At 72.4% G+C, this 24,767-nt stretch carries 24 protein-coding genes and 1 tRNA gene; 8 read left to right on the top strand and 17 right to left on the bottom strand.

The features are described from left to right. Nucleotides 1-131: 131 nt before the first annotated feature. Both IE318_RS25720 and IE318_RS25715 read right to left on the bottom strand, forming a co-directional pair. Nucleotides 132-866 (bottom strand): sigma-70 family RNA polymerase sigma factor, encoded by a 735-nt coding sequence (locus IE318_RS25720; RefSeq protein WP_229903742.1) that lies wholly within the window; start codon nt 864-866, stop codon nt 132-134. A 186-nt stretch (nt 867-1,052) separates the two neighbouring features. Beyond that, on the bottom strand, nt 1,053-1,514 hold the full coding sequence (locus IE318_RS25715) for a DUF5709 domain-containing protein (protein WP_189904073.1): 462 nt from the start codon (nt 1,512-1,514) through the stop codon (nt 1,053-1,055). Between the two features lie 424 nt (nt 1,515-1,938). Between IE318_RS25715 and msrA the strand changes: the two genes are divergently transcribed. After that, complete coding sequence (msrA, locus tag IE318_RS25710; RefSeq protein WP_030176642.1) at nt 1,939-2,448, top strand: peptide-methionine (S)-S-oxide reductase MsrA; 510 nt, start codon at nt 1,939-1,941, stop codon at nt 2,446-2,448. Nucleotides 2,449-2,554: 106 nt separating this feature from the next. Here the strand turns inward: msrA and IE318_RS25705 are convergent. Beyond that, a tRNA-Pro gene (locus IE318_RS25705) sits at nt 2,555-2,628 on the bottom strand. A gap of 169 nt (nt 2,629-2,797) precedes the next feature. Here IE318_RS25705 and IE318_RS25700 point away from each other — a divergent pair. Both IE318_RS25700 and IE318_RS25695 read left to right on the top strand, forming a co-directional pair. After that, nucleotides 2,798-3,505 (top strand): thiamine pyrophosphate-binding protein, encoded by a 708-nt coding sequence (locus tag IE318_RS25700; protein WP_189904068.1) that lies wholly within the window; start codon nt 2,798-2,800, stop codon nt 3,503-3,505. Nucleotides 3,506-3,575: 70 nt separating this feature from the next. Then, complete coding sequence (locus tag IE318_RS25695) at nt 3,576-4,496, top strand: transketolase family protein (protein ID WP_189904066.1); 921 nt, start codon at nt 3,576-3,578, stop codon at nt 4,494-4,496. 54 nt (nt 4,497-4,550) lie between these two features. Here IE318_RS25695 and IE318_RS25690 read toward each other — a convergent pair whose 3' ends face one another. The 13 genes from IE318_RS25690 to IE318_RS25630 all read right to left on the bottom strand — a co-directional run bounded on the left by IE318_RS25690 (nt 4,551) and on the right by IE318_RS25630 (nt 16,535). Next, entirely contained in the window at nt 4,551-5,975 is a 1,425-nt protein-coding gene (locus tag IE318_RS25690) for an MFS transporter (protein ID WP_229903741.1), read from the bottom strand. Between the two features lie 156 nt (nt 5,976-6,131). Then, nucleotides 6,132-6,491 carry an MmcQ/YjbR family DNA-binding protein gene (locus tag IE318_RS25685; protein ID WP_189904064.1) on the bottom strand — a complete coding sequence of 120 codons (360 nt, stop codon included), beginning with the start codon at nt 6,489-6,491 and terminating at the stop codon, nt 6,132-6,134. A 30-nt stretch (nt 6,492-6,521) separates the two neighbouring features. Continuing rightward, entirely contained in the window at nt 6,522-7,016 is a 495-nt protein-coding gene (locus tag IE318_RS25680; protein WP_189904203.1) for a GNAT family N-acetyltransferase, read from the bottom strand. Nucleotides 7,017-7,066: 50 nt separating this feature from the next. After that, a complete protein-coding gene (locus IE318_RS25675; protein ID WP_189904201.1) occupies nt 7,067-7,645 on the bottom strand; it encodes a helix-turn-helix domain-containing protein in 579 nt (192 codons plus the stop codon). 85 nt (nt 7,646-7,730) lie between these two features. Further along, complete coding sequence (locus IE318_RS25670; RefSeq protein WP_189904062.1) at nt 7,731-8,633, bottom strand: LysR family transcriptional regulator; 903 nt, start codon at nt 8,631-8,633, stop codon at nt 7,731-7,733. Between the two features lie 61 nt (nt 8,634-8,694). Next, nucleotides 8,695-9,894 (bottom strand): glycine C-acetyltransferase, encoded by a 1,200-nt coding sequence (locus IE318_RS25665; protein ID WP_030176622.1) that lies wholly within the window; start codon nt 9,892-9,894, stop codon nt 8,695-8,697. Nucleotides 9,895-9,931: 37 nt separating this feature from the next. Then, entirely contained in the window at nt 9,932-10,960 is a 1,029-nt protein-coding gene (gene tdh, locus IE318_RS25660) for an L-threonine 3-dehydrogenase (protein ID WP_189904060.1), read from the bottom strand. A 226-nt stretch (nt 10,961-11,186) separates the two neighbouring features. Then, on the bottom strand, nt 11,187-11,861 hold the full coding sequence (locus IE318_RS25655) for a GAF domain-containing protein (protein WP_189904057.1): 675 nt from the start codon (nt 11,859-11,861) through the stop codon (nt 11,187-11,189). Continuing rightward, entirely contained in the window at nt 11,858-12,547 is a 690-nt protein-coding gene (locus IE318_RS25650) for a GTP-binding protein (RefSeq protein WP_229903740.1), read from the bottom strand. Before IE318_RS25650 ends, IE318_RS25655 begins: the two co-directional genes overlap by 4 nt. Then, complete coding sequence (locus IE318_RS25645) at nt 12,525-12,902, bottom strand: DUF742 domain-containing protein (RefSeq protein ID WP_189904055.1); 378 nt, start codon at nt 12,900-12,902, stop codon at nt 12,525-12,527. The genes IE318_RS25650 and IE318_RS25645 overlap by 23 nt, the downstream gene beginning before the upstream one ends. After that, entirely contained in the window at nt 12,899-13,333 is a 435-nt protein-coding gene (locus tag IE318_RS25640; protein ID WP_030176607.1) for a roadblock/LC7 domain-containing protein, read from the bottom strand. The genes IE318_RS25645 and IE318_RS25640 overlap by 4 nt, the downstream gene beginning before the upstream one ends. Before the next feature lie 206 nt (nt 13,334-13,539). Continuing rightward, nucleotides 13,540-15,762, bottom strand: a complete 2,223-nt coding sequence (locus IE318_RS25635; RefSeq protein ID WP_189904053.1) for a sensor histidine kinase — start codon at nt 15,760-15,762, stop codon at nt 13,540-13,542. Nucleotides 15,763-16,031: 269 nt separating this feature from the next. Then, on the bottom strand, nt 16,032-16,535 hold the full coding sequence (locus IE318_RS25630; protein ID WP_030176601.1) for a MarR family transcriptional regulator: 504 nt from the start codon (nt 16,533-16,535) through the stop codon (nt 16,032-16,034). 48 nt (nt 16,536-16,583) lie between these two features. Between IE318_RS25630 and IE318_RS25625 the strand changes: the two genes are divergently transcribed. The 4 genes from IE318_RS25625 to IE318_RS25610 all read left to right on the top strand — a co-directional run bounded on the left by IE318_RS25625 (nt 16,584) and on the right by IE318_RS25610 (nt 22,171). Next, nucleotides 16,584-17,858, top strand: a complete 1,275-nt coding sequence (locus IE318_RS25625; RefSeq protein WP_229903739.1) for an ABC transporter substrate-binding protein — start codon at nt 16,584-16,586, stop codon at nt 17,856-17,858. A 52-nt stretch (nt 17,859-17,910) separates the two neighbouring features. Beyond that, a complete protein-coding gene (locus IE318_RS25620) occupies nt 17,911-19,332 on the top strand; it encodes an APC family permease (protein ID WP_189904051.1) in 1,422 nt (473 codons plus the stop codon). 69 nt (nt 19,333-19,401) lie between these two features. Then, nucleotides 19,402-20,424, top strand: coding sequence for an acetamidase/formamidase family protein (locus tag IE318_RS25615; protein WP_189904049.1), 1,023 nt, complete (start codon nt 19,402-19,404; stop codon nt 20,422-20,424). 223 nt (nt 20,425-20,647) lie between these two features. Then, on the top strand, nt 20,648-22,171 hold the full coding sequence (locus IE318_RS25610; protein WP_189904046.1) for a chitinase: 1,524 nt from the start codon (nt 20,648-20,650) through the stop codon (nt 22,169-22,171). A 177-nt stretch (nt 22,172-22,348) separates the two neighbouring features. On the opposite strand, the gene IE318_RS25605 is transcribed toward IE318_RS25610, so the two are convergent. Further along, nucleotides 22,349-23,788: a purine-cytosine permease family protein gene (locus tag IE318_RS25605; RefSeq protein WP_189904044.1), complete on the bottom strand. Its 1,440-nt coding sequence runs from the start codon at nt 23,786-23,788 to the stop codon at nt 22,349-22,351. A 94-nt stretch (nt 23,789-23,882) separates the two neighbouring features. On the opposite strand from IE318_RS25605, the gene IE318_RS25600 reads away from it, so the two are divergent. Continuing rightward, nucleotides 23,883-24,542, top strand: a complete 660-nt coding sequence (locus IE318_RS25600) for a TetR/AcrR family transcriptional regulator (protein WP_189904042.1) — start codon at nt 23,883-23,885, stop codon at nt 24,540-24,542. Nucleotides 24,543-24,767 lie beyond the last annotated feature (225 nt).

The raw sequence follows: 24,767 nt of genomic DNA, 5'->3' as shown, positions 1-24,767 counted from the left end.
CGTCCTTGTCAGTCCGGGGCGGCCCTTGTGGGCCCCTTCGGAAATGAGCGCCCGCGGCTCCTTAAATCTTACCTCCGGCCCCTCGGAAAGGTGAGTTCGTGGCGGCCCGGGCCGACGTGGCCGCCGCTGCATCAGCCCGCAGCGCTGAGATGTCCGCCCGCGATCAGCTGAGCTCGCAGTTTCTTACGGGCGTCGAACATCGTCTTGTAGAGCGCGTTGCGGTTCGTCCCCAGCTCACCGGCAAGCGTTTCCAGGGGGACCCCGTTGACGACGGCGGTGAAGACCTGCCGCTGATGGGCGCTCAGTACAGTCTCGACCACGTTGCGCACAGCTTCGACCAGCTCTCGCGCCTGCCAGTGGTCGACGGGGTCGGTTCCGGAGCGGTCGGGTACCTGCGCCCATTCGTCCGAGTCGAACCATGCGTTCGAAACACGCGCGAAATGGCGGCCCAGCTTGCTGGACACCTCGAGTACGACAAATCGAAATGCCCATGTGGTGAACCTGGCGTCGCCTCGAAATTCCCGGATTTTGTGCGTGATCCTCATCAGAGCGTCGGCGGCCGCCTGGTGGGCGAGGTCGTTCAGCTCGGGCCCGGTGATTCGGTGACGAGGACCCCGGCGGAACACTTCGTCCATGGCAATCCGCACCAGCAGTTCGTGCAGCCGCGTGCAAGCCTGCTCGTACCGCGGCCCATGACCGTCCCCGAGCGCGTCCACCCAGGCGGCGGACTCCGGGTCGAGTTGCCTCCGGCCCTTGGCGGACCCTGCTGCCGGGGCGCTGCCGCTGGTTCCGGCATGTTCGTTCGCAGCCGAGCGGCGCGTTCTTCTGAAATCCGTAGAGTGCATGGCCTTCAATCCCCAGGTCATCTCGTGCACTCAAGCCGAACACGAGACCATCTACAGGACGTCTACGGGAAGTCGCTGTTCTCTCTTTCGCCGTGCGCACATCCGGGGATTTCACGGACGGGGTTTCCGGCGTATTTCGACGAGCGACTCGCGCGCGGCCCGGAGGGGGATTCCGCCCACTGGCCCAGTCGGTGGGCAGACGGTCGCTCAGGAGTTCTCTCGGGTTTCAGGCACCACATGGACAGCCGCCTCCTCGGCGGAGGCTGCACCGTTGTCGATGCCCACGTCCCGCGCCCAGTAGTCGTCGCCGTCGTATCCCTCGGCGAGCACGTCCGTGTCCCAGCCGAGGAGGCGCCCCGCGCGCTCGTCGCCGACCTGGTCGTCGATGAGCTCACCGTCCGTGCCGATCGTGTCGCCCAGCCCGTCGCCTTCGTCCGATGCGCTGACCTCCGGCACCTCGCGCCTGAGCCGGTGCGTGAGGTCCTCGTGGGAGGCGCCTTCCCTCGCAGTGACGCCCCAGTCATTGACGGCCAGAGGCGCATTGGCGGGTGAGTAACCCCGGTCCAGGACGTCCTCTCCCAGCTCGTCCTCGTCGTACTCCTCCTGCGAGCGCAGGGGGTTGGAGGCGGTCACGTCCTCGTAGGGCTGGAAATTGTCCGGTGAAGTCATTACGGCCTCCATGCCGTCGGAGCCCCGCGACATCTCGTGCCGGCACTTCTGTGACGGCGCAGGCGGGAGAAGGCCATTCAAGAGGCCCGGTGTCGACGACGCGTCTATCCGGCATGGTCGCCCAGGTGGCCGGCCATCGGCTCCAGCCAAGTGCTGAGGACGCCCCTCGGGGCTGCCCCGCCGCATTCTCACCTTCCGGACCGGCCCCGCTCGCGCAGTCCCCCGGCCCGGGCACCTGCAGACGCCGGGTAAGGAGTCCGCCGTCGAGGCAGCTAACGGTGAACCAGCCGGCGGTTCGGCGCCATGGAGTCGAGAGCCCTGTCCGGCTGCCGCGATGTGGCGAAAGGGCGGCCCTCGCCGTCGAGGCCGGTCTCGTGTCGGACGGCCTCAGTCGATTCCGGCCTCACCGAAGGAGGAACACGACGTGGTGCCAGCGAAGGGGTACGCGGTGCTGGCGGGCGGATGCTTCTGGGGCATGCAGGAGCTGTTCCGCCGGCTCCCGGGTGTCGTGGGCACCCGTGTCGGCTACACCGGTGGCGAGGTGGTGGAACCGACATACCGAAACCACGGGAACCATGCGGAGGCGGTCGAGGTCACGTACGACCCGTCCGGGACGGACTACCGCAGCATCCTGGAGTTCTTCTTCCGGATCCACGACCCCACCACGTTGAACCGGCAGGGCGACGACATCGGCTTGACCTTCAGGTCCGCGATCTTCTACCTGAACGAGGAACAGCGACGCATCGCGGGCGCGGTGATCACGGACTCCGACGCGTCGGGATTATGGCCGGGGAGGCTGGTTACGGAGGTCGTGCCGTCCGGCACGTTCTGGGAAGCGGAACCTGAGCACCAGAACTACCTCCAGCGCCATCCGGATGCGCACATGAGCCAGTACGTCCGAAAAGACTGGAAGCTGCCCCGACCGCCGGCGTGACCCGCTGACCTCGGTCAAGGACGCCGTCCCCCAGTGGTCCCCAAGAATGATCAAGGGCCGGTTTCGGATGCCTCCGAAACCGGCCCTGACCTGCAACTGTCTCCAGTCGGGACGACAGGATTTGAACCTGCGACCCCTTGACCCCCAGTCAAGTGCGCTACCAAGCTGCGCCACGTCCCGTTGCCCGTCTGACCTGGGGTTTCCCGCGGCCGAACGCGCAGGAAAACAATACCGCACTCGGGCCGATGGTCGCGCACCCCTTTTGGCCGCGCGCTCGGCGAGGCTTCCTCTGCCCAGGGAGACAACTGCACTTGACCTCAAGTTTGGTTGAGGTCGCACGATCGTACGCATGACGATCACCGAAGAACTCGGGCGCACCCACGGGTACGCCGACCTGCCCCGGCTGATGGGGCTCATGACGGGCGACGAGAAGCACGGACCCGCCGCCACCTCCACGCTCGACGTGCTCTGGGTGCTCTACGACCGGGTGCTGCGGGTCCGCCCGGAGCAGCGGGAGGACCCGGAGCGGGACCGGTTCCTGCTGTCGAAGGGGCACGGCCCGATGGCCTACTACGCGGTCCTCGCCGCGAAGGGTTTCCTGCCGGTGGACTGGCTGCCGCAGTTCGGCGCCTACGACTCCCCGCTCGGCCACCATCCGGACCGCACCCTCGTGCCGGGCGCCGAGATCGGCAGCGGGTCGCTGGGGCACGGACTGCCGATCGCCGTGGGCACCGCCCTGGGGCTGCGCGCCCAGGGGCTCGACCGGCCCCGGGTGTGGGCGCTGATCGGGGACGCCGAACTGGACGAGGGCAGCAACCACGAGGCGATCGCCTTCGCCGGGCCGGCGGGACTCGAGCAGTTGCACACCGTCGTCGTCGACAACGCCTCCGCCAGCCATGCCCGTCCGGGCGGGATCGCCGCCCGCTTCGAGGCGGCGGGCTGGTCGGCGCTGACGGTCGACGGCCGCGACCACGAGGCCCTGTACACCGCCTTCACCGCACCGCATCCCGGCCGGCCGCACGTGGTGGTGGCCCGAGTCGAGCCGAAGAACGCCTGACCTCCCGCCCTCCTCCCCTCCTCCACCCGTCTCCACCCGTCCTCCCTCTCCTTGGAAAGGGTCCACCCTCATGGACACCATGCGTGACCGTTTCGCACCCGTCGTCTCCCGCCTGCTCGACGAGGATCCGCGGGTCGCGGTCGTCCTCGCCGAGATCGGCAAGGACGGCTTCGCCGAGGCCCGGCGCCGGCATCCCGACCGGGTGATCAATGTGGGCATCCGTGAGCAGCTCCTGGTCGGCGCCGGTGCGGGGCTGGCGCTGACCGGGATGCGGCCGGTGGTGCACACCTTCGCGAGCTTCCTCGTCGAGCGGCCCTTCGAGCAGGTCAAACTCGATCTCGGGCACCAGGACGTGGGCGCGGTGCTGGTGAGCGCCGCCGCGTCCTTCGACTGGCCCGCGGGCGGCTACACCCACATGGCGCCGGGCGATGTGGCGCTGCTGGACACCCTGGACGGCTGGACCGTCCATGTGCCCGGTCATCCGGACGAGGCCGAGACGCTGCTGCGGCACGCGGTCGCCGCGGGCGACGACAAGGTCTACGTACGGCTGTCCGTGCAGTCCAACGCGCAGGCGCGCCCCGTCGACGGGGAGCGCTTCACCACCGTGCGCGAGGGCCGCTCCGGTGTCGTGGTCGCCGTGGGACCGATGCTCGACGCGGTGCTCGACACGACCGAGGGGCTCGACGTGACCGTGCTGTACGCGACGACCGTACGGCCCTTCGACGCGGCCGCCCTGCGGCGGGCCACTCGGACGGCCGGGGCCGATGTCGTCCTCGTCGAGCCGTACCTGGCGGGCACGTCGACGGCCGCCGCGAACGACGCGCTGTCCGACGTCCCGCACCGCGTCATGGGTCTCGGTGTGGGCCGCGCCGAACTGCGGCGCTACGGGACCGTCGCGGAGCACACCGCCGCGCACGGGCTCGACGCCCGGTCGCTGCGGGAGCGGATCTCGGCGTTCCTCGGCGGCGGGCCGGGGTCGGAGCGCGCCTGAGAACCGTCGGGGCGCGCCCGAGAACCGATGGGGTCGCGGTGCCCGTTCGTCGGGCTACCGCCTCTCCGGGTGCGCCCGCCCGGGTCCGGCCGCCGCACCCGGGGGGCGGGCGGGAGGCCGTGCGTCGGCGCGTATCAGGTCGCGTATCGCGGGGACCGCGAGCAGCGCGGTCGGTACGACCAGGCTGATCGCGGCGGACACCAGCAGCACGTGACCGGCGCCCAGGGCCGAGGCGGCGGGCCCGGCGAGGGCCTGGCCGACGGGCATCATGGCCAGGGAGCCCGCCACGTCGTAGGCGTGGATGCGGTTGAGGACGTCCGGCGGAACCTGTGTCTGGACGCTGGTCGCCCACATCACGCCCCAGAACGACATTCCGGCCCCGGCGACGGCGGCGCCCGCGGCCATCAGGGGCACCCCCAGGCCGGCCCCGACGGCCGCCGGGAACCAGACGAAGGCGAAGAGGGCGACCGCACCGGCGCGCAGCATGCGGCGGGGCCGCAGCCGCAGCGCGAGGAAGCCGCCGACGACGGTGCCCGCGCCGAGGGCGGAGTTGATCAGGCCGTAGGAGCGCGGGCCGTGCTGCTGGACCACTTCCGTGGCCACCAGCGGGACGGTCGGGCCCCAGACGGCGATCATGTAGAGGCACCAGACGGCGATGACGCCCCACAGCCAGGTCCGTGCTCTGAACTCCCGCCATCCTTCGACCAGGTCGGCCTTGAACGTCCCCGACCCGTGACCGGCCGCAGGGTCCATGCCCGCGGGGAGCGGGGGCAGCCTGAGCAGCAGCAGGCACAGTGCGCTGACCGCGTAGGTGGCGGCATGGGCCGCGAACACCCCGCCGGGCGAGGCGAAGCCGACGAGGAGGCCGGCGACGGCGGGGCCGGCGAGCTGGGCGGCGGACTCGGCGATGCGTATGGCGCCGTTGGCCCCCTGGATGTCGGCGGCGAGCCGGGGCACCGTACTGGCCACACCGGGCTGGAACACCGCGCCGGCCACACCGTTGGCGAAGCCGATCGCGCAGATCTCCCAGAGCACCACGTGCCCGGAGTAGAAGAGGACGGCGGCCAGGGACTGGGTGCCGAGCCGGACCAGGTCGGCGCCGATCATCAGTTTGCGGGTGCTGAACCGGTCGGCGATGACCCCGCCGAAGACCACCAGTCCCGCGAAGGCGGCGGCCGTCGAGGCCATGGCGAGGCCGACCGCGCCCGCGCCGTACCCGTGTTCCAGCAGGCCCGCGGCGAGCGCGACGGGCAGCATGGTGTCGCCGAGGCGGGCGACGGCCCGTGCGACGAAGAACAGCGCGAAGTCCCGCGACCAGACCGGCCGCGCCCGCGCACCGTCCTCGGCCCCCGGCCCGGTCCCTGCCCGAGCTCCGGCGTCGGCTCGCCTTCCGGCGGGCGGCGCCCCGGCTCCGGCAACGCTGTCATGCCCTGCTGCCGCCGCCTCCCCTGGTGACGACTGCGATGATGTCCCGGTCATCCCCTTGACGCTCCCCTCCCCGGCCGAACCCCGCCCTGCCCGTCCCCCGCTCGCCCCCCGGCTTCTCCCTCACGGCGGCAGCCGAGGTCCCCTCCGCTCCGGCTGCCTCCGTCCTTCGGATCATGCCATGGCCCGCTGACAACGCCCCAGGGGATTTCAGCGCACGGCGGGCGGCCCCAGCTCCGGGTAGGCCTCCAGCAGCCGGGGCGGGGCCGCCTGGCGCCAGGAGTCGGCGAGGATGTCGCGCAGCTCATCCTCGTCCTCCAGCGCGGCGAGCCGGGCGCGGACCCAGGCGAACTGGGACTCGTGGTCCGCGATCCAGAACTTCTCCGGCTCGGCCAGGACCAGTTCGTCGCGCTCCTCCTTGGGGCAGCGCACGGCGATGGAGGTCTCGTCCTCCGGCAGCGTGGCGAACATCTTTCCCGCGACCCGGAACGTGGGCATGCTCCAGGCGATCTTCTCCGTCGTGTCCGGCAGGGACAGGGCGATACGGCGTACGTCTTCGGCATCCGGCATGGCATGCACCGTAGCCGCCGCCACTGACAATCACCCGCCGCCGGCGGCCGTCCCCACATGCTTGTAGTACAGGGTCGTCGGCCGCAGCACGCCGTCGGGGCTCGCCGCGTAGTCGGGGATCATCCCGGCGCGGGTCCAGCCGGCGGAGCGGTACAGGGCCTCGGCGGGGCTGTCGGTCTCGGTGTCCAGGTGCAGCAGCGTGATCCCGGCCGCGGCGGCGGCCGCCTCGGCGGTGGCGAGGAGGGCGCGGCCCAGACCGCGGCCGCGGGCACGGCGGTGCACCATCAGCTTGACGACCTCGGCGCGGTGGCGGCTGTTGGGCTTGTCCGGGAGGGCGAGGCTCACCGTGCCGGCCGGTCCGCCGGCGTCGTACGCCACCCACACCGTGAGCCGTCCGGCGGCCACGGCCCGCGCGCGCTCCCGCCACCACAGCACGGCCTCGGCCGGTTCCAGGGGCGCGAGGAAGCCGACGGAGGCGCCGCCGTCCACCGTGTCGACCAGCAGCGCGGCCAGTTCCCCGGCCATGTCGTCCAGCCGGGCCGCGTCCAGGGGCTCCGGGGCCGGAAGTCGCACGGTCACGGCCGCACCACCGCCAGCAGATAGCGCGCACCGGTGTCGTCCGGGCACCGGAACCGCGTCGGCCCCCACACCCGCATCCGCAGGCAGTCACCGGCCCGAAGCCGGTGCGCGGTGTCCCGCTCGGTCACCTCCAGGGCCCCGTCCAGCACCCAGATGTGCTGCTCCAGACCCGCGACGGGCGGGCGGTCGTAGGCGATGTCGGCGCCGGCGGCGAGCCGGCCCTCGACGAGTTCGGCGCGCAGCCCGGTGTGCGGCGGCGACACCGAGCGCCGTACGAAGCCGGAGTCCCGGTCCTCCCACACGGGCTGGTCGGCGGCCCGTACCAGCGGGGCGGGCTCCGCCTCGACCTCGCTGAGCAGCTGGGACATGGTCCGCCCGTACACATGGCACAGCCGGTTCAGCAGCGCGGCGGTGGGGCTGGTCTCGGCGCGTTCCGCCCGCGACAGGGTGGACCGGCTCACTCCGCTGCGCTCCGCCAGCTCCCCCAGCGACCAGCCGCGTTCGGTCCTGAGCTGGGCCAGCCGAGCGCCGAGACGGGCGTCCACGGGGTCCGGCGGGCTCAACGGCTCGGGCAGGCCCGCCGGGTCCGGCAGGATCTCCTCGGTTCGTCTCACATCTGGGACGTTATCCCGAATATGAGACGGCCGTGTTACGGAAGCCTCACGTCCGGGCGGCCTCGCCCAGCGCGTCCAGCACCGGGCGGATCAGCGGGTGCTCCTCCGCGCCCCGGCGCACGGCCGCGAAGACCCGGCGCGTGGGCGCCACACCGTCGACGGGCCGGACGACCACGCCCGCCAGGTCCATGCCGCGCAGCGCGGAGCGCGGGACGAGGGCCACGCCCGCGTCGGCCGCGGCGAGGGCCACGACCGCACGGAAGTCGTCCGAGGAGTGGTCGATACGGGGCTGGAACCCGGCGTTCTCGCAGGCCAGAACGACCACGTCATGGCACGGGTTGCCCGGGTAGGGGCTGATCCACGGGTCCTTGGCCAGCTCGGCCAGCGGCATCTCGGCCGCGTCGGCCACGCGGTGGGTGACCGGGACGACCGCGTCGAAGGGCTCGGCGTACAGCGGGACGTGGGTGAGGCGGGGGTCGTCCGCGGGCGGTGCACCCCGGTACTCCACGGCGACCGCCACGTCGACCTGCCGGTCCAGCACCATGGGCAGGCTGGCGTCGCCCTCGGCGTCCCGGACGCGGATGCGGATGCCGGGCGCGGCCTCGGCCAGGTGGGCCACCGCGGGTGCCACCACCTCGGCGATGCCGGTGGCGAAGGAGGCGACGGTGACCGTGCCGGCCGCGCCCGAACCGTAGGCCGCCAGCTCGGCCTCCGCCCGCTCCAGCTGGGCGAGGACGGCGTTGGTGTGGCTGAGCAGGATCTCGCCGGCCGGGGTGAGCCGTACACCCTTCGCGCCGCGCTCCACCAGTCGGTGCCCGGTCTCCTGCTCCAGGGCCGCGAGCTGCTGCGAGACGGCCGAGGGGGTCAGGTACAGCGCGGCGGCAGCCGCCGTCACCGTACGGTGGTCGGCCACCGCACGGAGGATGTGCAACCGCCGCGCTTCGATCATGAGATCGATTATCGCAAGACCGCCGGCCGTCCGGGACGCGGGCCGGGCAGCCGTGCGCCCTTCAGCCCTCCAGCTCGGCGCGGGCCGCGACGAAGGCGTCGATCGCGCGTTCGACGTCCGCGGTGGAGTGCGCGGCGGACAGCTGGACGCGGATGCGGGCCTGGCCCTGGGGGACCACCGGGTAGGAGAAGCCGATCACGTACACGCCCCGCTCCAGCAGCAGCTCGGCCATCCGTCCGGCCTTCGCGGCGTCGCCGATCATCACGGGAGCGATGGCGTGGTCGCCGGGGAGGATGTCGAAGCCCGCCTCGGTCATGCGGGAGCGGAACAGCGCGGTGTTCTCGGCCAGCCGGACCCGCAGGTCGTCGGCCGACTCCAGCAGGTCCAGCACCTTCAGGGAGGCCGCCGCGATCACCGGGGCGAGGGTGTTGGAGAACAGGTACGGGCGGGAGCGCTGGCGCAGCAGGGCGACGATCTCGGCGCGGGCGGCGACGTAGCCGCCGGAGGCGCCGCCGAGGGCCTTGCCGAGGGTGCCCGTGATGATGTCGACGCGGTCCATCACGCCGTGCAGCTCGGGGGTGCCGCGGCCGCCGGGGCCGACGAAGCCGACGGCGTGCGAGTCGTCGACCATGACCATGGCGTCGTAGCGGTCGGCCAGGTCGCAGATCTCACGCAGCGGGGCGACATAGCCGTCCATGGAGAAGACGCCGTCGGTGACGATCAGCTTGCGCCGGGCGCCGCCCTCGTTCGCCTCCTTCAACTGGCGTTCCAGGTCCGCCATGTCGCGGTTGGCGTAGCGGAAGCGGCGGGCCTTGGACAGGCGGATGCCGTCGATGATGGAGGCGTGGTTGAGGGCGTCGGAGATGACCGCGTCCTCGGGACCGAGCACCGTCTCGAACACACCGCCGTTGGCGTCGAAGCAGGAGGAGTACAGGATCGTGTCCTCCTGGCCGAGGAACGCCGACAGCCGGGCCTCGAGTTCCTTGTGCACCTCCTGCGTGCCGCAGATGAAGCGCACCGAGGCCATGCCGTAGCCCCAGCGGTCCAGTGCCTCGTGGGCGGCGGCGATCACCTCGGGGTGGTCGGCCAGGCCCAGGTAGTTGTTGGCGCAGAAGTTCAGGACCTCGCCGGGGCGGCCGCCCGCGGTCACGTTGACGGTAGCGGACTGAGGGGTGCCGATGACCCGCTCGGGCTTGTGCAGACCGGCGGCACGGATCTCGTCGAGGGTGGCGCGGAGGTCGTCGCGGACGGTGTCGAACATAGGGGGATCTCCTGAAGGTGCTTGCGGGTGACGGGGGTTACGCGGTCCAGTCGAGGATGACCTTGCCGCCCTTGCCGCTGGCCGCGTCCGCGAACGCCGCCTCGAAGTCGCGGTAGCCGTACCGGCCGGTGATCACCGGGGCGAGATCCAGCCCGCCCTCCAGCAGCACCGACATCGCGTACCAGGTCTCGAACATCTCACGGCCGTAGATGCCCTTGACGGTGATCATCGAGGTGACGATCCGGGCCCAGTCGACCGGGAACTCCTCGGCGGGCAGGCCGAGCATGGCGATCCGGCCGCCGTGCGTCATGTTGGCGATCATGTCGCGCATCGCCTCGGGGCGGCCGGACATCTCCAGGCCGATGTCGAAGCCCTCGCGCAGGCCGAGCGAGCGCTGCCCCTCGGCGATCGTCGACTCGGCGACGTTGAGCGCGAGGCTCACGCCGACCTTGCGGGCCAGTTCCAGGCGCTCCTCGCTCACATCGGTGATCACGACGTTGCGGGCGCCGGCGTGCCGGGCCACGGCGGCGGCCATCAGGCCGATCGGTCCGGCACCGGTGATCAGCACGTCCTCGCCGACCAGCGGGAAGGACAGCGCGGTGTGCACGGCGTTGCCGAACGGGTCGAAGATCGCGGCGATGTCGAGGTCCACGGGGACGCGGTGCACCCACACGTTGGAAGCGGGCAGCGCGACGTACTCGGCGAAGGCGCCGTCGCGGCCCACGCCCAGACCGATGGTGGCCCGGCACAGATGGCGGCGCCCGGCCAGGCAGTTGCGGCACTTGCCGCACACCAGGTGACCCTCGCCGCTGACCCGGTCGCCGACCTTGATGTCCGCGACGTCGCGCCCGGTCCCGACGACCTCGCCGACGAACTCGTGACCGACCACGAGCGGCGTGCTGATCGCCTGCTGCGCCCAGCCGTCCCAGGCCCGGATGTGCAGGTCGGTACCGCAGATACCGGTGCGCAGCACCTTGATCAGTACGTCACCGGGTCCGATGGCGGGCTCGGGAACGTCCGCGAGCCACAGTCCGGGCTCCGCCTTCTGCTTGACCAGCGCCTTCAACGCTACGGCTCCTGTGGTTGGCGCCCCGGGCGAGGATCCGGGCATGCCGGAGGGACCCGCGTCCGGGGAGGGGGGTGGGATCGCACAGCAATCTGCCGTACGACGGCGCGCCGGTCCATCGAGGATTTCTTAAACGCGGCCACAGCTTTCCTTCACACCGCCCTCCTCGGCCACGCGACAGCCACCTGTGCCGGCCGCCCAGCCCCGACCCGGCCACCCCCGCCCGTCACACACCGAAGCCGTCCGGCTCCCTCTCCTCCAGCCGCCGGGTGAGTTCGGCCGCCGCCGACTTGATGGTGTCCAGGCCTTCCCGCCCCCACGGCCGCGGCGCGATGTCGACGACGCACACCGTGCCCAGCACCATCCCCGTGCTGTCGATGAGCGGGGCGCCGAGGTAGGAACGGATGCCGAACTCGTCGACCACCGGATTGCCCGCGAACCGCGGATAGTCGCGGACGTCCTCCAGCACCAGTGCCTTGCGCCGGGCCACCACATGGGGGCAGAAGCTGTGGTCGCGGGCGAGGTAGCGGCCCACTTCGGGCCGCGGGCCCGCGCCGCCGGCGGGGGCGGGGGCGGTCGCGCCCGCCGGGACGGCGGGGGCCGCCGGGCCGTCGCCGCCCGTGGAAGCGACGGGGGCGGCGGGGGCGGGAGTGTCGACGTTCAGGACGTCCCGTGCGGGCCGGTGCAGCCCGGCGAAGAACTGCCCGTTCTCACCGGGGAAGTTGACCATTGCGTACGGCGCCCGGGTGCGCTCGGCGAGCCGGTCCGCGAAGGCGTCGAGGGCGGGCTCGGGACGCTCCCCCAGACCGAGCCTGCGCAACCGCAGGGTACGGGCGGGGGCCTCGGTGTCCTCGGGGGTGAGCAGCAGGCGACCGGCCGGGCGCGGCGGGTCGTAGCTCATGGCCGGGCTCCGGCGCCGTGCGGGGCCTGGGCGAGGAGGTGCCGTACGAGGGTCAGCAGGGTCTGCACGCCCGAGCTGGAGATACGGGCGTCACAGCGGACCACGGGGATCTCCGGGTCGAGGTCGAGGGCGGCACGCACCTCGTCGGGGTGGTAGCGGTAGGAGCCGTCGAACTCGTTGACGGCGATGATGAAGGAGAGACCGCGCTGCTCGAAGAAGTCGACGGCCGCGAAGCACTCCTGGAGGCGGCGGGTGTCGGCGAGGATCACCGCGCCCAGCGCGCCCTCCGACAGTTCGTCCCACATGAACCAGAACCGCTCCTGACCGGGCGTTCCGAACAGGTAGAGCACGTGCCGCGGGTCGAGGGTGATGCGCCCGAAGTCCATCGCCACGGTCGTCTCGACCTTGTTCTCGATGCCGTCGAGATTGTCGGTGCCCTCGCTGACGGTGGTGAGGAGTTCCTCGGTGCTCAGCGGCGCGATCTCGCTGACGGCGCCGACGAAGGTCGTCTTGCCCACGCCGAACCCGCCCGCCACCAGGACCTTGAGCGCAGTCGGAAACGGGTCGGAGGCGCCGCCCTGGTCGGGCGCGCCATGGCCGTGCCCGCCATAGTCGTGCCCGCCGCCGTCGTACCCGCCGCCGCGGCCGTGGCCGCCGCCGTGGTCAGAGCTGTCGTCGTAGTCCATCGAGCACTGCCTCCAGAAGAGCCCGGTCAGTGGGGTGGTGATGGGTCACGGGGGGTTTCGTGGTGAGGGCGCCGCAGTCGACGAGGTCGGACAGCAGCACCTTGGCCACCGCCGCCGGCAGCCTCAGATGGGCGGCGATCTCGGCCACCGAGACCGGGGCGAGGCACAGTTCGAGCGCCTGCCCGTGCTCGGGGCCGAGATACCCCAGCGGTGTCACCCCGGTCGCCATCACCTGCGACATGAGGTCGAGTGCGATGCTGGGCCGGGTGCGGCCGTTGCTGACCGTGAAGGGGCGCACCAGCCGTCCGGCCGCGTCGTCGAGCCAGGGCCCGTCGCCGGCCGCCGCCGCGCTCAAGGCCGCAGCGCCGGGGGTTCGACGGTGTACTGGCGGGGCGCGGTCACGAGATAGGGGCGGACGCTCTTGACCAGCATCGCCATCTCGTAGCCCAGGACCGCCGCGTCGGCCTCGCGGCCCGCCAGCACAGCGAGGCAGGTGCCGGAGCCGGCCGTGGTGACGAACAGCAGGGTCGAGTCGAGTTCGACGACGACCTGCCGTACGTCACCCCCGTCGCCGAAGCGGATTCCGGCGCTGCGGCCGAGGGAGTACAGGCCGGAGGCCAGCGCGGCCATGTGGTCGGCGCTGTCGGGGTCCAGGCCGTGGACGGACTTCACCAGTCCGTCGCAGGACAGCAGGACGGCGCTGGTGGTGTGCGGTACACGCTGCACGAGGCCGCTCATCAGCCAGTCGAGGTCGGACACTTGGCCGGTCGGCGCATCGCTCGCCATGGTGGATCGACTCCTTGGGGTACGAAGGTCTGCGGGAGCGCTGGAGGTGGGGGTAGGGGTGGAAGTGGGAGTGGGGGTCGGCTTGGGGGTGCGGGCGGATTCGGGGGTGGGCGAGAGAGGCCGGGCGGGGACGGACTCCCGCGCTCGTGGGGACGGCGGGACGGTCCTGCCGGTGATTCCGGTGGTTCCGGTCGTGCTGGTGCGGGTCATCCGGGCGGCGCGCTCCCGTCGTGCCGGGCGGTGAGATCGGACGTGGACGGCATGGGCGCGGGCCGGGTCTCGGGGCTGGGTGACGCGTCATGGGGTGGTACGTCCAGGGAGGGCGCGCCGCCCCTGGATGCGGCCACGGTCGCCACGGTCGAGGAGCCGGGGCCCTCGTCCGGGCGGTTCGCCATCGTGTCCGCCTCTGCCCACGTCTCCGTCCCGGTCCCCGTCACCGTCCCCGTCTCCGCGTCCGCCGGACGCGGTTCCCGGCGTTGCCGGGACTCGGCGAGTCCCATCCCGCGCTGGAACGCGGCCATCAGGCCGGGATCGTGCCCGGTGAAGACCTCGCCGTCCTGACGGGGCGCCGGGCCGCCGCGCAACTGGGGCACGATGTGCTGCTGCGCACGGCGCTGCGGCAGTTGCGGCTTGCCCATGGTGCCGCGCACCAGGCCGTCGCGCGGGGTGGGCACGATCCCCGCGTTCGCGGCCACCGCGGCGCGGTCCTCGGGCCGGATGCCGGGCATCGCCTCCGCGGGGTTCGCCCGCCCCGTACTCGTGCCGCGCCGGGGCAGGGGCGCGGGGCCGCCGGCCGCCGGTGGTGCGTGCGTGCCGGTCGGCGGAAGCTCGCGGGCGGCCTCCGCTCCGGTCGCCGCAGGCCCGTCCGTCGTCCCGTTGTCCCCGGCCGACGGGACGGGGCCGAGGACGCTTCCGCCGCCCGCGACCGGCACCGATGCAGAACCGGCCGGAGGCGCCGAGCGCCTGTCGACGACACGGCCGTCACGCGCGCCGCCGCCCTGTCCGCCCCGGTCATCGGTCCGGCCCTCGCCGCCCTCCCCTCCGCCGCTCACCGCGGGCGCGCCGGGGGGGCCGGTGGTCGGGCCCGCGGCCGCCGGGGCGTAGCCCGGGCCGGCCGCGTACGGCGGTCCTGCCGCCGGGGACCGGCGTGGACCGTCGCCCGGCGCAGGCTGCGGTCGCTGCGGTCGGCGGACGTCCGCCGGGGCGTCGGTGGCCGTCTCCGGCCCGGCCCCCAGCAGCGCCTGCGGAATGACCAGGACGGCCTGTACGCCGCCGTAGATGTTGGTCTGCAACCGGACGGTGATGCCGTGCCGCTTGGCGAGCTGGGAGACCACGAACAGGCCGATCCGGCCGTCCGCGAGCAGACTGGCGACATTGACCTGGTCGGGGTCGGCCAGCAGGGAGTTCATCCTGACCTGTTCGCCGACGGGCATGCCGAGGCCCCGGTCCTCGACCTCCACGGCGAGTCCGGAGGTGACGAGGCCCGCGCGCAGCAGGACCTGGGTCTGCGGCGCGGAGAACACCGTGGCGTTCTCGACGAGTTCGGCCAGCAGGTGGATGACGTCGGCGACGGCGTGGCCGCGCAGCCGTCCGTCGATGGGCGGGACGAGCTTGACCCTGGAGTACTGCTCGACCTCGGCGATGGCGGAGCGGAGCACCTCGGTCATGGAGACGGGGCGGCTCCACTGGCGGCGGGAGACGGCGCCGCCGAGGACGGCGAGGTTCTCGGCGTGGCGGCGGATCCGGGTGGCGAGGTGGTCGACGTGGAAGAGGCCCTTGAGCAGGTCGGGGTCCTCGATCTGGTTCTCCAGCTCGTCGAGGATGGAGATCTCGCGGTGCACCAGGGACTGCAGGCGCCGTGCGAGGTTCACGAAGACCTCGAGCTTCTGCTCGCTGCCCGCCTGGCTGGAGAGCCTGCTGGCCTGGACGACGGCGGCGACCGCCCCGTCGTGGGCGCGGGCCAGGTCGGCGGCGAGCAGTTCGAACTCGTCGGCGTGGTCCGGCGGCCCGCCGCGCGGCTTGCGCTCGGGCGGGCTCTCGCCGTGGCGCAGCGCGTCGACGAGGGCTTGCAGGTCGCCCTCGCGGCGTGCCGTGCCGCGGCGCAGCGCGTCGATCCGCTCGTTCACGGACCGGGCCGCGCGCCCGGCTGCGACGGCGGCGGTGACGATGCCGGCGAGCGCCACCGCCGACGCCCCGGCGAGCACCGCCCACAGGGCGAGTCCGGGGCGGGCGCCGGTGGAGCGCACGGTGAAGAGCACGGCGGCACCCGCCCCGAGGGCGACCGCGGTCGGCGGCAGCACCGCGAGGCGGAGCAGTTGGGGCCGTAGGTGGGTCTCGGGCAGCGAGGGGACGGGGCGGGCGACCGGCCGCCCGTGCCGTCCGCCCTCACGGCGGTCTGCGCGGGCGGCCGGTGCACGGAGGTGAGACATCTGATCCTCGTACTGGTCCGTCGGGCCTGTGAGCTCGCGCGTGGGGCGCGAGCGGGCATGCGCCATCGCTGTGCCGGTCGGCCGGTCCGCGGAGAGCGGCACTGCGTCTCCCGACGACCACTCACCGTAGTCACCCGCGCATCATGTGCGGTGGGCAGTTGACAAAATCGCCCGGGGATCATCCCGCTCTGGTATGAGGGGTCGTACGGCAGTCCGGAAGCAGGGGTCGTACGGCAGACCGATTACCGGGACACCGCCGCTTGCCGGGCTCAGCCGCGGATCTCGCCGCCGGCCGCGAGGTGGGTGACCAGCGGGCCGAGGGAGTCCATGCCGAGGGCGTCGGTGCCGACGGCGGCGCGCAGGGCCGACTCGTGGGCGGCGGCGAGCGCGTCGAGCCGGGCCAGCCGGGTCCGGCCGCGCCGGGACAGGTGGACGCGGATGCGGCGCCGGTCGGTGTCGGACTGGCTGCGGTAGACCCAGCCGTCGTCGGCGAGCGCGTCCACGAGGCGGGTGAGGGAGGCCTGCGGGATGAGCAGTCCCTGGGCCAGTTCGCCCATCGCGCGGCCGTCGTCCGCGAGGGCGCGCATGACCCGCCACTGGTCGACCGTGCAGTGCTCCTCGTCGAGCACGGCGGCCAGGCCCTGGGCGAGCCGGCGCTGGGCGAGGGTGAGCACCTCGACGAGCAGGGGCTCGGCGGGCCGCCCCTCGCCGCCGTCGGCCGCGGCGGACGGTGCCGGGGCGTGTCCTGTCGGATTCGGCCGTACGCGCTCCATGCGTACTCACCTCCTGCGTCGCCCGCGCTCCTGGAGCATACTCGCGGCGTGGATTTCGGCGGGGACTTCGGCGTGGACCTCCAGTCGCGGCTGCTGGAGCCGCTCGACGCGCTGCACGGGCCCCGGGATCCGGCGGCGTTCCGGCTGTGTCTGGTGGTGCCGCAGTCCGGGGCGCTGGGGATGACCGGACCGTCCGCGCTGGACGCGGCCCTGCTGGCGGCGCACGAGGTCAATGCCGGGGGCGGGATCGACGGGTACGGGCGGACGGCGGCGGGTGCGACCGGTGCCGCCCGGCCGGGGCCGGTCCGGTCCGCCGAGCGGCGGCTGGAGTTGGTGCTGGTGGACGGTGGCCGTGCGCCCTCTGCGGTGGCGGCGGAGGTCGCGGGACTGGTCGGGGCCGGCGTGGTGGAGGCCGTGGCCGGCTTCCACGCCAGCGATGTCCACCGGGCCGTCGAGCCGGTGGTGTCGGGCCGGGTGCCGTACGTCTTCACGCCGCCGCACGAGGGCGGCGGCCGGCTGCCGGGCGTGGTGTGCACGGGCGTCGACCCGGAACCGCAACTGGCCGGGGCGGTGGCCTGGCTGACGCGACGTCACCGGGTGCGCCGCTGGGCCCTGGTGGGCAACGACTACATCTGGCCGAGGGCCGTGCACGGGGCGGCCCGGCGGGCGATCGGGCGGGCGCACGCCGAGGTGGTGCTGGAGAGCTGGGTGCCGCTGGGCGGGGTGGGTCCGGCGTTGCAGCGGCTGGTCGAGGGTCTGCGCCGCCGGCGGGTGGACGCGGTGCTGGTGAGCCTGATCGGCCGGGACCTGGTGCGCTTCAACCGGGGGCTGCGGCACAGCGGCCTCGACCACCGGCTGACACGGCTGTCCGGGGCGCTGGAGGAGAACGGGCTGCTGGCCCTCGGCGGCGACGACACCGGCGGCCTGTACGCCTGCATGGACTCCTTCGCCTCGCTGACCGAGGACCGGGCACTGGCGCTGACCGAGCGGCACCGCGCACTGTTCGGTTCCTCGGCGCCGGTGCTGGACGCTTACGCGCGCGGTTTGTACGACGGCGTCCACCTGGTCGCGGCGCTGGCCGCGCGCGGGGCCCTGCTGCCGGACGACCGGCTGCCCCTGACGGTACGCCGGCTGCTGCACGGGACGGACCCGGTGGCCCGGCGGGCGTGGAGGTCGGCGCCGCTGGGGCCGTCGCACCCCCGTATGCACCTGGCCCGCGCGGAGGGCGCGGAGTTGCGGGTCGTCCGGTCGTTCCCGCTCTCCTCCCGCTCCCCCGTACCGGATGCCTCCTCCCCCGCACCGAATACTTCCATCTGGAAATAACCGGCCGTACGCTCTCCCCGCGGCGCGGGCACCCAGCAGCGAGGAGAACGCGATGACCGAACAACCGGCTCCCGGCTCACTCCAGAGCTACGGCTACCGCCAGGAACTCCACCGCTCGCTGAGTTTCCGGGACCTTCTGGTCTACGGGCTGGTCTTCATGGTGCCGATCGCGCCCTTCGGGATCTTCGGCAGCGTCTTCGAGGGCTCGGGCGGCATGGTCGCGCTGACCTACGCGGTCGGCATGGTGGCGATGATGTTCACGGCCCTGAGTTACGCGCAGATGGCGCGGGCGTTCCCGATGTCCGGCTCGGTCTACGCCTACGCCGGGCGCGGGATCGCCGCCCCGGTCGGGTTCCTGGCCGGCTGGATGATCCTGCTCGACTATGTCCTGGTGCCCGGGCTGCTGTATCTGATCGCCGGTATCGCCATGAACTCGCTGGTGCCGTCGGTCCCCGTGTGGCTGTGGCTGGTGGGCTTCGTGGTGCTCAACACGGCGGTCAACTACACCGGGATCCAGATGACCGCGCGGGTCAACAAGGTGATGCTGCTCGCCGAACTGCTGGTGCTGGCCGTGTTCGTGGTGGTGGGCGTGGTGGCGCTGGCCCAGGGCAAGGGCCGCGGTTTCGACTTCACCGCCGTCTACAACGGCGACACCTTCTCCTGGTCGCTGGTCTTCGGCGCGGTCTCCATCGCGGTGCTCAGCTTCCTGGGCTTCGACGGCATCTCGACGCTGGCCGAGGAGAACAAGGACTCGGCGCGTGCCATCGGCCGGTCGATGGTGGCGGCGCTGCTGTTGGCGGGCACGCTGTTCGTGGTCCAGACATGGCTCGCCTCCCTGCTGGTGCCCGATCCCGGCAAGCTCATCAGCCAGGGCGACCCGGACGGCACCGCCTTCTACGACGCGGCCCGTGTGGCCTCCGGCGAGTGGCTGGCCACCCTGACCGCGGCGGCCACCGCCGTGGCCTGGGGCTTCGCCAACTCGCTGGTGGCCCAGGCCGCCACCTCCCGGCTGCTGTACGCGATGGCCCGGGACCGGCAACTGCCCTCGTTCCTCGCCAGGGTTCATCCCCGCCACCGGGTGCCGGTCAACGCGACCCTGCTCACGGCGGTTGTGTCCCTGGGCCTCGGCCTCTACATGAACTCCCGCGACGACGGTGTGACGTTGCTCAGCAGTCTGGTCAACTTCGGTGCCCTGACCACCTTCCTGGTGCTGCACGTGTCCGTGGTCGTGCACTATCTGATCCGCCGGCGCAGCCGCGACTACTGGCGGCATCTGATCGCCCCCGCCATCGGCTTCGCCATCCTGGCGTACGTGGTGGTGAACGCCGACATCGCCGCACAGCGGCTGGGCTTCGTCTGGCTGGGCATCGGCGTCGTGGTGCTGGCCGGGCTGCTGCTGACCGGCCGGCGCCCGGAGCTGTCGGCCGTGCAGAGCGCGGACGAGCCGGTGGCGGCGCCGCCCCGCAACGGATAGCCCGCGCGCCCGGATCGGCGCCGTATTCGGCGTTCGACATTTCCCGCTTCCACAGGAGGAACCATCCCTATGAACACGCCCGCCCAGGTGATCAGCGTCCCCGACGACCCGGAGCGGTACGCCTACTCGTTCGGCGGCGGGTCGCCCGTGGTGACCGTGGAGCCCGGCAGCATCGTGGAGCTGACCACCGAGGACTGCTTCGGCGGCCGGGTGCGCGGGGCGGACGATCTGCCCAGCCGGGTGTGCACGTTCCCGTACCTGAACCCGGTCACCGGGCCCATCGCCGTCGCCGGAGCCGAACCCGGGGACGCGCTGGCAGTGCACTTCGTGGACATCTCACCGGCCCGCGACTGGGGCGTGTCCAGCACCTTCCCGCACTTCGGCGCGTTGACGGCCACCCACACCACGGCCATGCTGCATCCCGCGCTGGAGGAGCGGGTCTGGGTCTACGCCATCGACGCCAAGGCCGGCACCTGCCGGTTCGAGGCGACCCGCGGCGACTTCGCCGTGGACCTGCCGCTGGACCCGATGCACGGCACGGTCGGCGTCGCCCCCGCCGCGGGCGAGCGGCTGACGTCCATCTCCCCCGGCGTCCACGGCGGCAACATGGACACACCCGAGCTGCGCGCCGGAACCACCGTCTACTTCGGGGTGAACGTGGAGGGCGCGATGCTCGCGATCGGCGACGGCCACGCCCGGCAGGGCGAGGGCGAGGTGTGCGGGACGGCGGTGGAGACCGCCATGCACACGGTGGTGGCCGTCGACCTCGTCAAGGGCGGCGCGCCCGCCGTACCGCGGTTGGAGAACGACGACTTCCTGCTGAGCACCGGTCACGCCCGGCCGCTCGAGGACGCCTTCCGGATCAGCCAGCACGACCTGGTGCAGTGGACGGCGGAGCTGCTCGGGCTGGACCGGCTGGACGCCTACCAGTTGGTCAGTCAAGCCGGGCTGGCCCCGGCGGCGAACGTCTGCGACACCCAGTACACGATGGTCGCGAAGCTGCCCAAGCGCGTCCTCGGCACCGCCCGCGCCTACGACGGCGTCCACGAGCGGCTGCGGGCGCTGGGCGCGGACCACCTGCGGCAGCGCTGAGCCTGCGGCGCGGCCGGCACCGGACCATTTCTTGACGCAGGTGGTCCAGTCCGGCCCCGCGGGCTCTGTTCAGGCGGAGGAGGCACGAGGCCGGGAAATTGGTCTAGTCCCTTTTTGGTCCAGACCATTGACCCACCCGGTGAGCGGGCGATATCCCATAGGCACCAACCACTCCCCTCCGTAAGGGAATTGGCGAAACCCCCCTCCTCACACCGGGACTGACATGAGACTCATGCGTTCCTTCCGCGTGGCCCTGACCGCGGCCGCCACGGCCGCGGCCTCGGTGGGCCTCGCGCTGACGGGCACCGGCACGGCTCAGGCGGCGACACCGCTGCCGAGCCATGTCTTCGCTCCCTACTTCGAGGCCTGGACCGGCGACAGCCCCGCCGCCCTCTCCGCCCAGTCCGGTGCCAAGCACCTGACGATGGCGTTCCTTCAGACGGCCTCCGCGGGCTCGTGTACGCCCTACTGGAACGGCGACACGAGCATGCCGATCGCCGCCTCGACCTTCGGCAGCGACATCAAGACCATCCAGGCCAACGGCGGCGACGTCATCCCGTCGTTCGGCGGCTACACGGCCGACACCACCGGCACCGAGATCGCCGACAGCTGCACCGACGTCTCGCAGATCGCCGCCGCGTACGAGAAGGTCGTCACCACCTACGACATCTCGCGGCTCGACATGGACATCGAGGTCGACTCGCTGGACAAGTCCGCCGGGATCGACCGCCGCAACAAGGCCATCAAGATGGTCGAGGACTGGGCGGCGGCCAACGGCCGCAAGCTCGAGATCTCCTACACCCTGCCGACCACCACCAGCGGCCTCGCGGACAACAGCAAGGCGCTGCTGCGCAACGCGGTGAGCAACGGCACCCGGGTCGACGTCGTGAACATCATGACGTTCGACTACTACGACAACCAGCCCCACGACATGGCGAAGGACACCCAGACCGCCGCCCAGGGGCTGTACAACACGCTCGCCTCGCTCTACCCGAGCAAGACGCCCGCGCAGCTGTGGAACATGGTGGGCATCATCGAGATGCCCGGCGTCGACGACTTCGGGCCGGCCGAGACCTTCAGCCTGGCCAACGCCCACACCGTCTACGACTGGGCGGTCTCCAAGGGCATCAACACCCTGTCCTTCTGGGCGCTGCAGCGGGACAACGGAAGCTGCCCGGGCGGTTCGGCCGCGGACAACTGCTCCGGCATCCAGCAGAACACCTGGGACTTCTCCCACATCTTCGAGCCCTTCACCGGCGGCAGCACCACCCCGTCCAACGACTTCTCGGTGGCGCTCAGCCCGGCCTCCGGCTCGGTGACGGCCGGTCAGTCCACCACCGCCACGGTGAAGACGGCCGTGACCCAGGGCAGCGCCCAGACGGTGAACCTCAGCGTCAGCGGAGCTCCGGCGGGCGTCACCGCCTCCCTCAGCCCCACCTCCGTCACCGCGGGCGGCTCCTCCACGCTGACCCTCTCCACGACCTCGGCGGCCCTCAACGGCACGTACACCGTCACCGTCACCGGCTCCAACGCCTCCGGCAGCCACTCGGCGACGTACGCCCTGACCGTCACCGGCGGCAGCGGCAACCAGTGCACCGCGGCCCCCTGGGACAAGACCAAGGTCTACACCGGCGGTCAGACGGTCTCCTACAAGAGCCACACCTGGAAGGCCAAGTGGTGGACGCAGGGCGAGGAGCCCGGCACCACCGGTGAGTGGGGTGTCTGGCAGGACCTCGGTCCCTGCTGACCAGCGGCCCGCTCCCCCGGGACCGCCTCCCCTCTCCCCCAGGGGGTGTCTCGGCCCTGATCGACGAGACACCCCCTGGGACCGCCGGCACCTTCCCAGCGAGCGGCCCGGAGCCTGCACCCCAAGGCAGGCTCCGGGCCGCTCGCCCGTTTCCGGACGGGCCGCGCGCCCGGTGGATCAGGCGCGGGCGGCGGTGGCCCGGCGGCCGCGCATGAGCAGGAGGTAGATCGCGGCGGCGAGGACCACTCCGACGGGCAGCGAGAGGTCGGTGCCGTCCAGGGCGCGGGCGACGGGGCCGACGTAGAGCGGGGTGTCGACGCAGAGGGCGGCCGCGGCGGCGCCCGTCACCAGGGCGGTGGCTCCGGCCGGGTTGACGCCTCCGGCGTACCAGAAGGGGCCGCCGCGGCTCTCGTCGCTCAGTTCGTGTCCGTCGTAGCGGTTGCGCCGCCACAGCACGTCGGTGACGTAGATCGCCATGTTGGGGCCCATCAGGACGACCATCAGCTGGAGCATGCTGCTGACGGTGTCGAGGAAGTTCGACACCAGCAGGGCGTAGAGCGTGAGCGCGACTCCGAGGGCGCCGTCCAGGGCGACGCTGCGTGAGCGGCGGATCCGCAGCCCCACGGCCTGCAGGGACAGACCGGAACTGTAGGCGGTCATGGCGTTGTTGGCGACGGCGGACAGCACGATCGCGAGCAGGAGGGCCGGCCTGAACCAGCCGGGGACGACGCCCTCCAGGGCGCCCTGCGGATCGGACATGTCGAGCGCCGTCCCGGCGAGCGAGCCGAGCGCGGTGAACAGCACGCTGGGCACGAACGCGCCGAGCGCGGTCCAGCCGGCGATGGCCCTGGGGCTGGTGTCACGCGGCAGGTAGCGCGCGAAGTCCGCGCTGTTGCTGTACGACAGCGGCGCCGAGGCGACGAGCGCGAGCGCAGCGGCCAGCGCGGCGGTCAACGCACCACCGTGCAAAGGCTGCTGGGGGTGGTAGCCCCAGTCCACGTGCCCGGACACATAGCCGGCCAGGACCAGGAACACGAGGGTGAGCAGCACGGTGAACGGCAGGTACAGCCGGAGGATGGTGGCGTGGCCGTAGACGCTGATGGCCAGGGTCGCCGCGGCGATCCCGACGATGATCACGACCTTGACGGCGGTGTTCGGGTGCACCCCGGCCTCCTCGACCAGCGAGAACGCGGCCAGTGAGCCGGCGGCCCAGCTGAGGGCGAGGTAACAGACGGAGGCGAACCAGCCGGTGACGGCGATGCTCACCCGGTTGCCGCGGATGCCGTACATGGCCCGGGTGATCACCTCGCTGGGGGTGCCCGAGGCCGGGCCGCTGACCGCGATCAGCCCGACGAACGCCCAGAACAGGTTGCCGGCCACGGTGACGGCCAGCGCCTGCCACAGGCTCAGGCCCATCAGGATCAGCGTGCCGCCGACGACCAGGCTCAGGTAGCTCACGTTCGGCGCGGCCCACACCCCGAACAGCTCCCTGGGCCGGCCGTGGCGCTCGTCGTCGGGGATGACGTCGATGCCGTGCGCCTCCACCCGGCCGACCCGGTCGGCGGTCCGGGCGGACCCGGGCGACTGCGCACCGGAATCGGGAATCGTGGCTGTCATGGAGTCCTCCGCACCGACGGGCCCTGACGGAAACCTCGTCTATTGGTCACGCGTCCAATTGATTATTGGTCGCACATCCAATAGCGTGCGGGGCATGGCGTCAAGCGTTCAGTCGAAACGAGTGCGCAAAACCCCCGAGGAGCGCCGGACCGAGATCGTCTCCGCCGCGGCGGCGATCGCCCTGACCGAGGGGCTGGAGTGCATCACGGTCCGCCGGGTCGCGGACGAACTCGCGGTGCGGCCCGGCCTGATCGGTCACTACTTCCCGGTCACGGAGGACCTGGTCGCGGAGGCCTTCGGGGTCGCGGCGACGGCCGAGCTGGACGAGCTGATCCCGGCCGGACGGCCCACGGACGGCCCGGTCGAGCGCCTGGCACGCTTCTTCTCCCTGACCGTCGGGGAGAGCTACGACGGGGTGAGCCGCCTGTGGCTCAACGCCCGCCACCTGAGCCGCTACCGGCCCACCCTGGCGGACCGGGTCGCCCGGCAGGAGGCGCTGTGGCGGAACCGGCTGAGCGGGCTGATCCGCGAGGGAACCGAGGCCGGCGTCTTCCACACCGACGACCCCATGGAGACCGCCGTCCAGATCCTCGTCGTCCTCGACGGCCTCGGCGCCCACGCCAACACGGACCGCGGCGACCGCTCCCCCACGGTGGCGAACATGGCCGTCACCACCGCGGAACGCGAACTGGACCTGCAGAAGGGCAGCCTCCTCACCCTCATGTCGGCGCCCGGGACGCACCGGGCCCACTGACGCGCGACGCCGTACGTCATACGGCAGCGGCGCCGCACCGTAGATCCACCGGCGCACAGCCACCACAGCACACACCCGCGCCCGCGCCCACCACCGGTCGGCATGACGCGGGCCGACCCCGCACGCCCTCCGGCCGGTCCGCACCCGGCGGCGGAGCCGTACCGCCGTATCCCCGCACACACGCACACCCCAGCCCCGCACCCACCCGCCCAGCGCGAAGGAGCC

The organism is Streptomyces spiralis (genome assembly GCF_014654675.1).
Lineage (GTDB): Bacteria > Actinomycetota > Actinomycetes > Streptomycetales > Streptomycetaceae > Streptomyces > Streptomyces spiralis.
Note: the sequence above shows the minus strand (reverse complement) of the source record. Positions and strands in the feature narration are given on the sequence as shown.

Coding starts and splice junctions, on each gene's coding strand:
- IE318_RS25720 (WP_229903742.1), bottom strand. CDS start 866: ATGACCTGGGGATTGAAGGCCATGCACTCTACGGATTTCAGAAGAACG.
- IE318_RS25715 (WP_189904073.1), bottom strand. CDS start 1,514: ATGACTTCACCGGACAATTTCCAGCCCTACGAGGACGTGACCGCCTCC.
- IE318_RS25700 (WP_189904068.1), top strand. CDS start 2,798: ATGACGATCACCGAAGAACTCGGGCGCACCCACGGGTACGCCGACCTG.
- IE318_RS25695 (WP_189904066.1), top strand. CDS start 3,576: ATGGACACCATGCGTGACCGTTTCGCACCCGTCGTCTCCCGCCTGCTC.
- IE318_RS25690 (WP_229903741.1), bottom strand. CDS start 5,975: ATGACCGGGACATCATCGCAGTCGTCACCAGGGGAGGCGGCGGCAGCA.
- IE318_RS25685 (WP_189904064.1), bottom strand. CDS start 6,491: ATGCCGGATGCCGAAGACGTACGCCGTATCGCCCTGTCCCTGCCGGAC.
- IE318_RS25680 (WP_189904203.1), bottom strand. CDS start 7,016: ATGGCCGGGGAACTGGCCGCGCTGCTGGTCGACACGGTGGACGGCGGC.
- IE318_RS25670 (WP_189904062.1), bottom strand. CDS start 8,633: ATGATCGAAGCGCGGCGGTTGCACATCCTCCGTGCGGTGGCCGACCAC.
- IE318_RS25665 (WP_030176622.1), bottom strand. CDS start 9,894: ATGTTCGACACCGTCCGCGACGACCTCCGCGCCACCCTCGACGAGATC.
- IE318_RS25655 (WP_189904057.1), bottom strand. CDS start 11,861: ATGAGCTACGACCCGCCGCGCCCGGCCGGTCGCCTGCTGCTCACCCCC.
- IE318_RS25650 (WP_229903740.1), bottom strand. CDS start 12,547: ATGGACTACGACGACAGCTCTGACCACGGCGGCGGCCACGGCCGCGGC.
- IE318_RS25640 (WP_030176607.1), bottom strand. CDS start 13,333: ATGGCGAGCGATGCGCCGACCGGCCAAGTGTCCGACCTCGACTGGCTG.
- IE318_RS25635 (WP_189904053.1), bottom strand. CDS start 15,762: ATGTCTCACCTCCGTGCACCGGCCGCCCGCGCAGACCGCCGTGAGGGC.
- IE318_RS25630 (WP_030176601.1), bottom strand. CDS start 16,535: ATGGAGCGCGTACGGCCGAATCCGACAGGACACGCCCCGGCACCGTCC.
- IE318_RS25620 (WP_189904051.1), top strand. CDS start 17,911: ATGACCGAACAACCGGCTCCCGGCTCACTCCAGAGCTACGGCTACCGC.
- IE318_RS25615 (WP_189904049.1), top strand. CDS start 19,402: ATGAACACGCCCGCCCAGGTGATCAGCGTCCCCGACGACCCGGAGCGG.
- IE318_RS25610 (WP_189904046.1), top strand. CDS start 20,648: ATGAGACTCATGCGTTCCTTCCGCGTGGCCCTGACCGCGGCCGCCACG.
- IE318_RS25605 (WP_189904044.1), bottom strand. CDS start 23,788: ATGACAGCCACGATTCCCGATTCCGGTGCGCAGTCGCCCGGGTCCGCC.
- IE318_RS25600 (WP_189904042.1), top strand. CDS start 23,883: ATGGCGTCAAGCGTTCAGTCGAAACGAGTGCGCAAAACCCCCGAGGAG.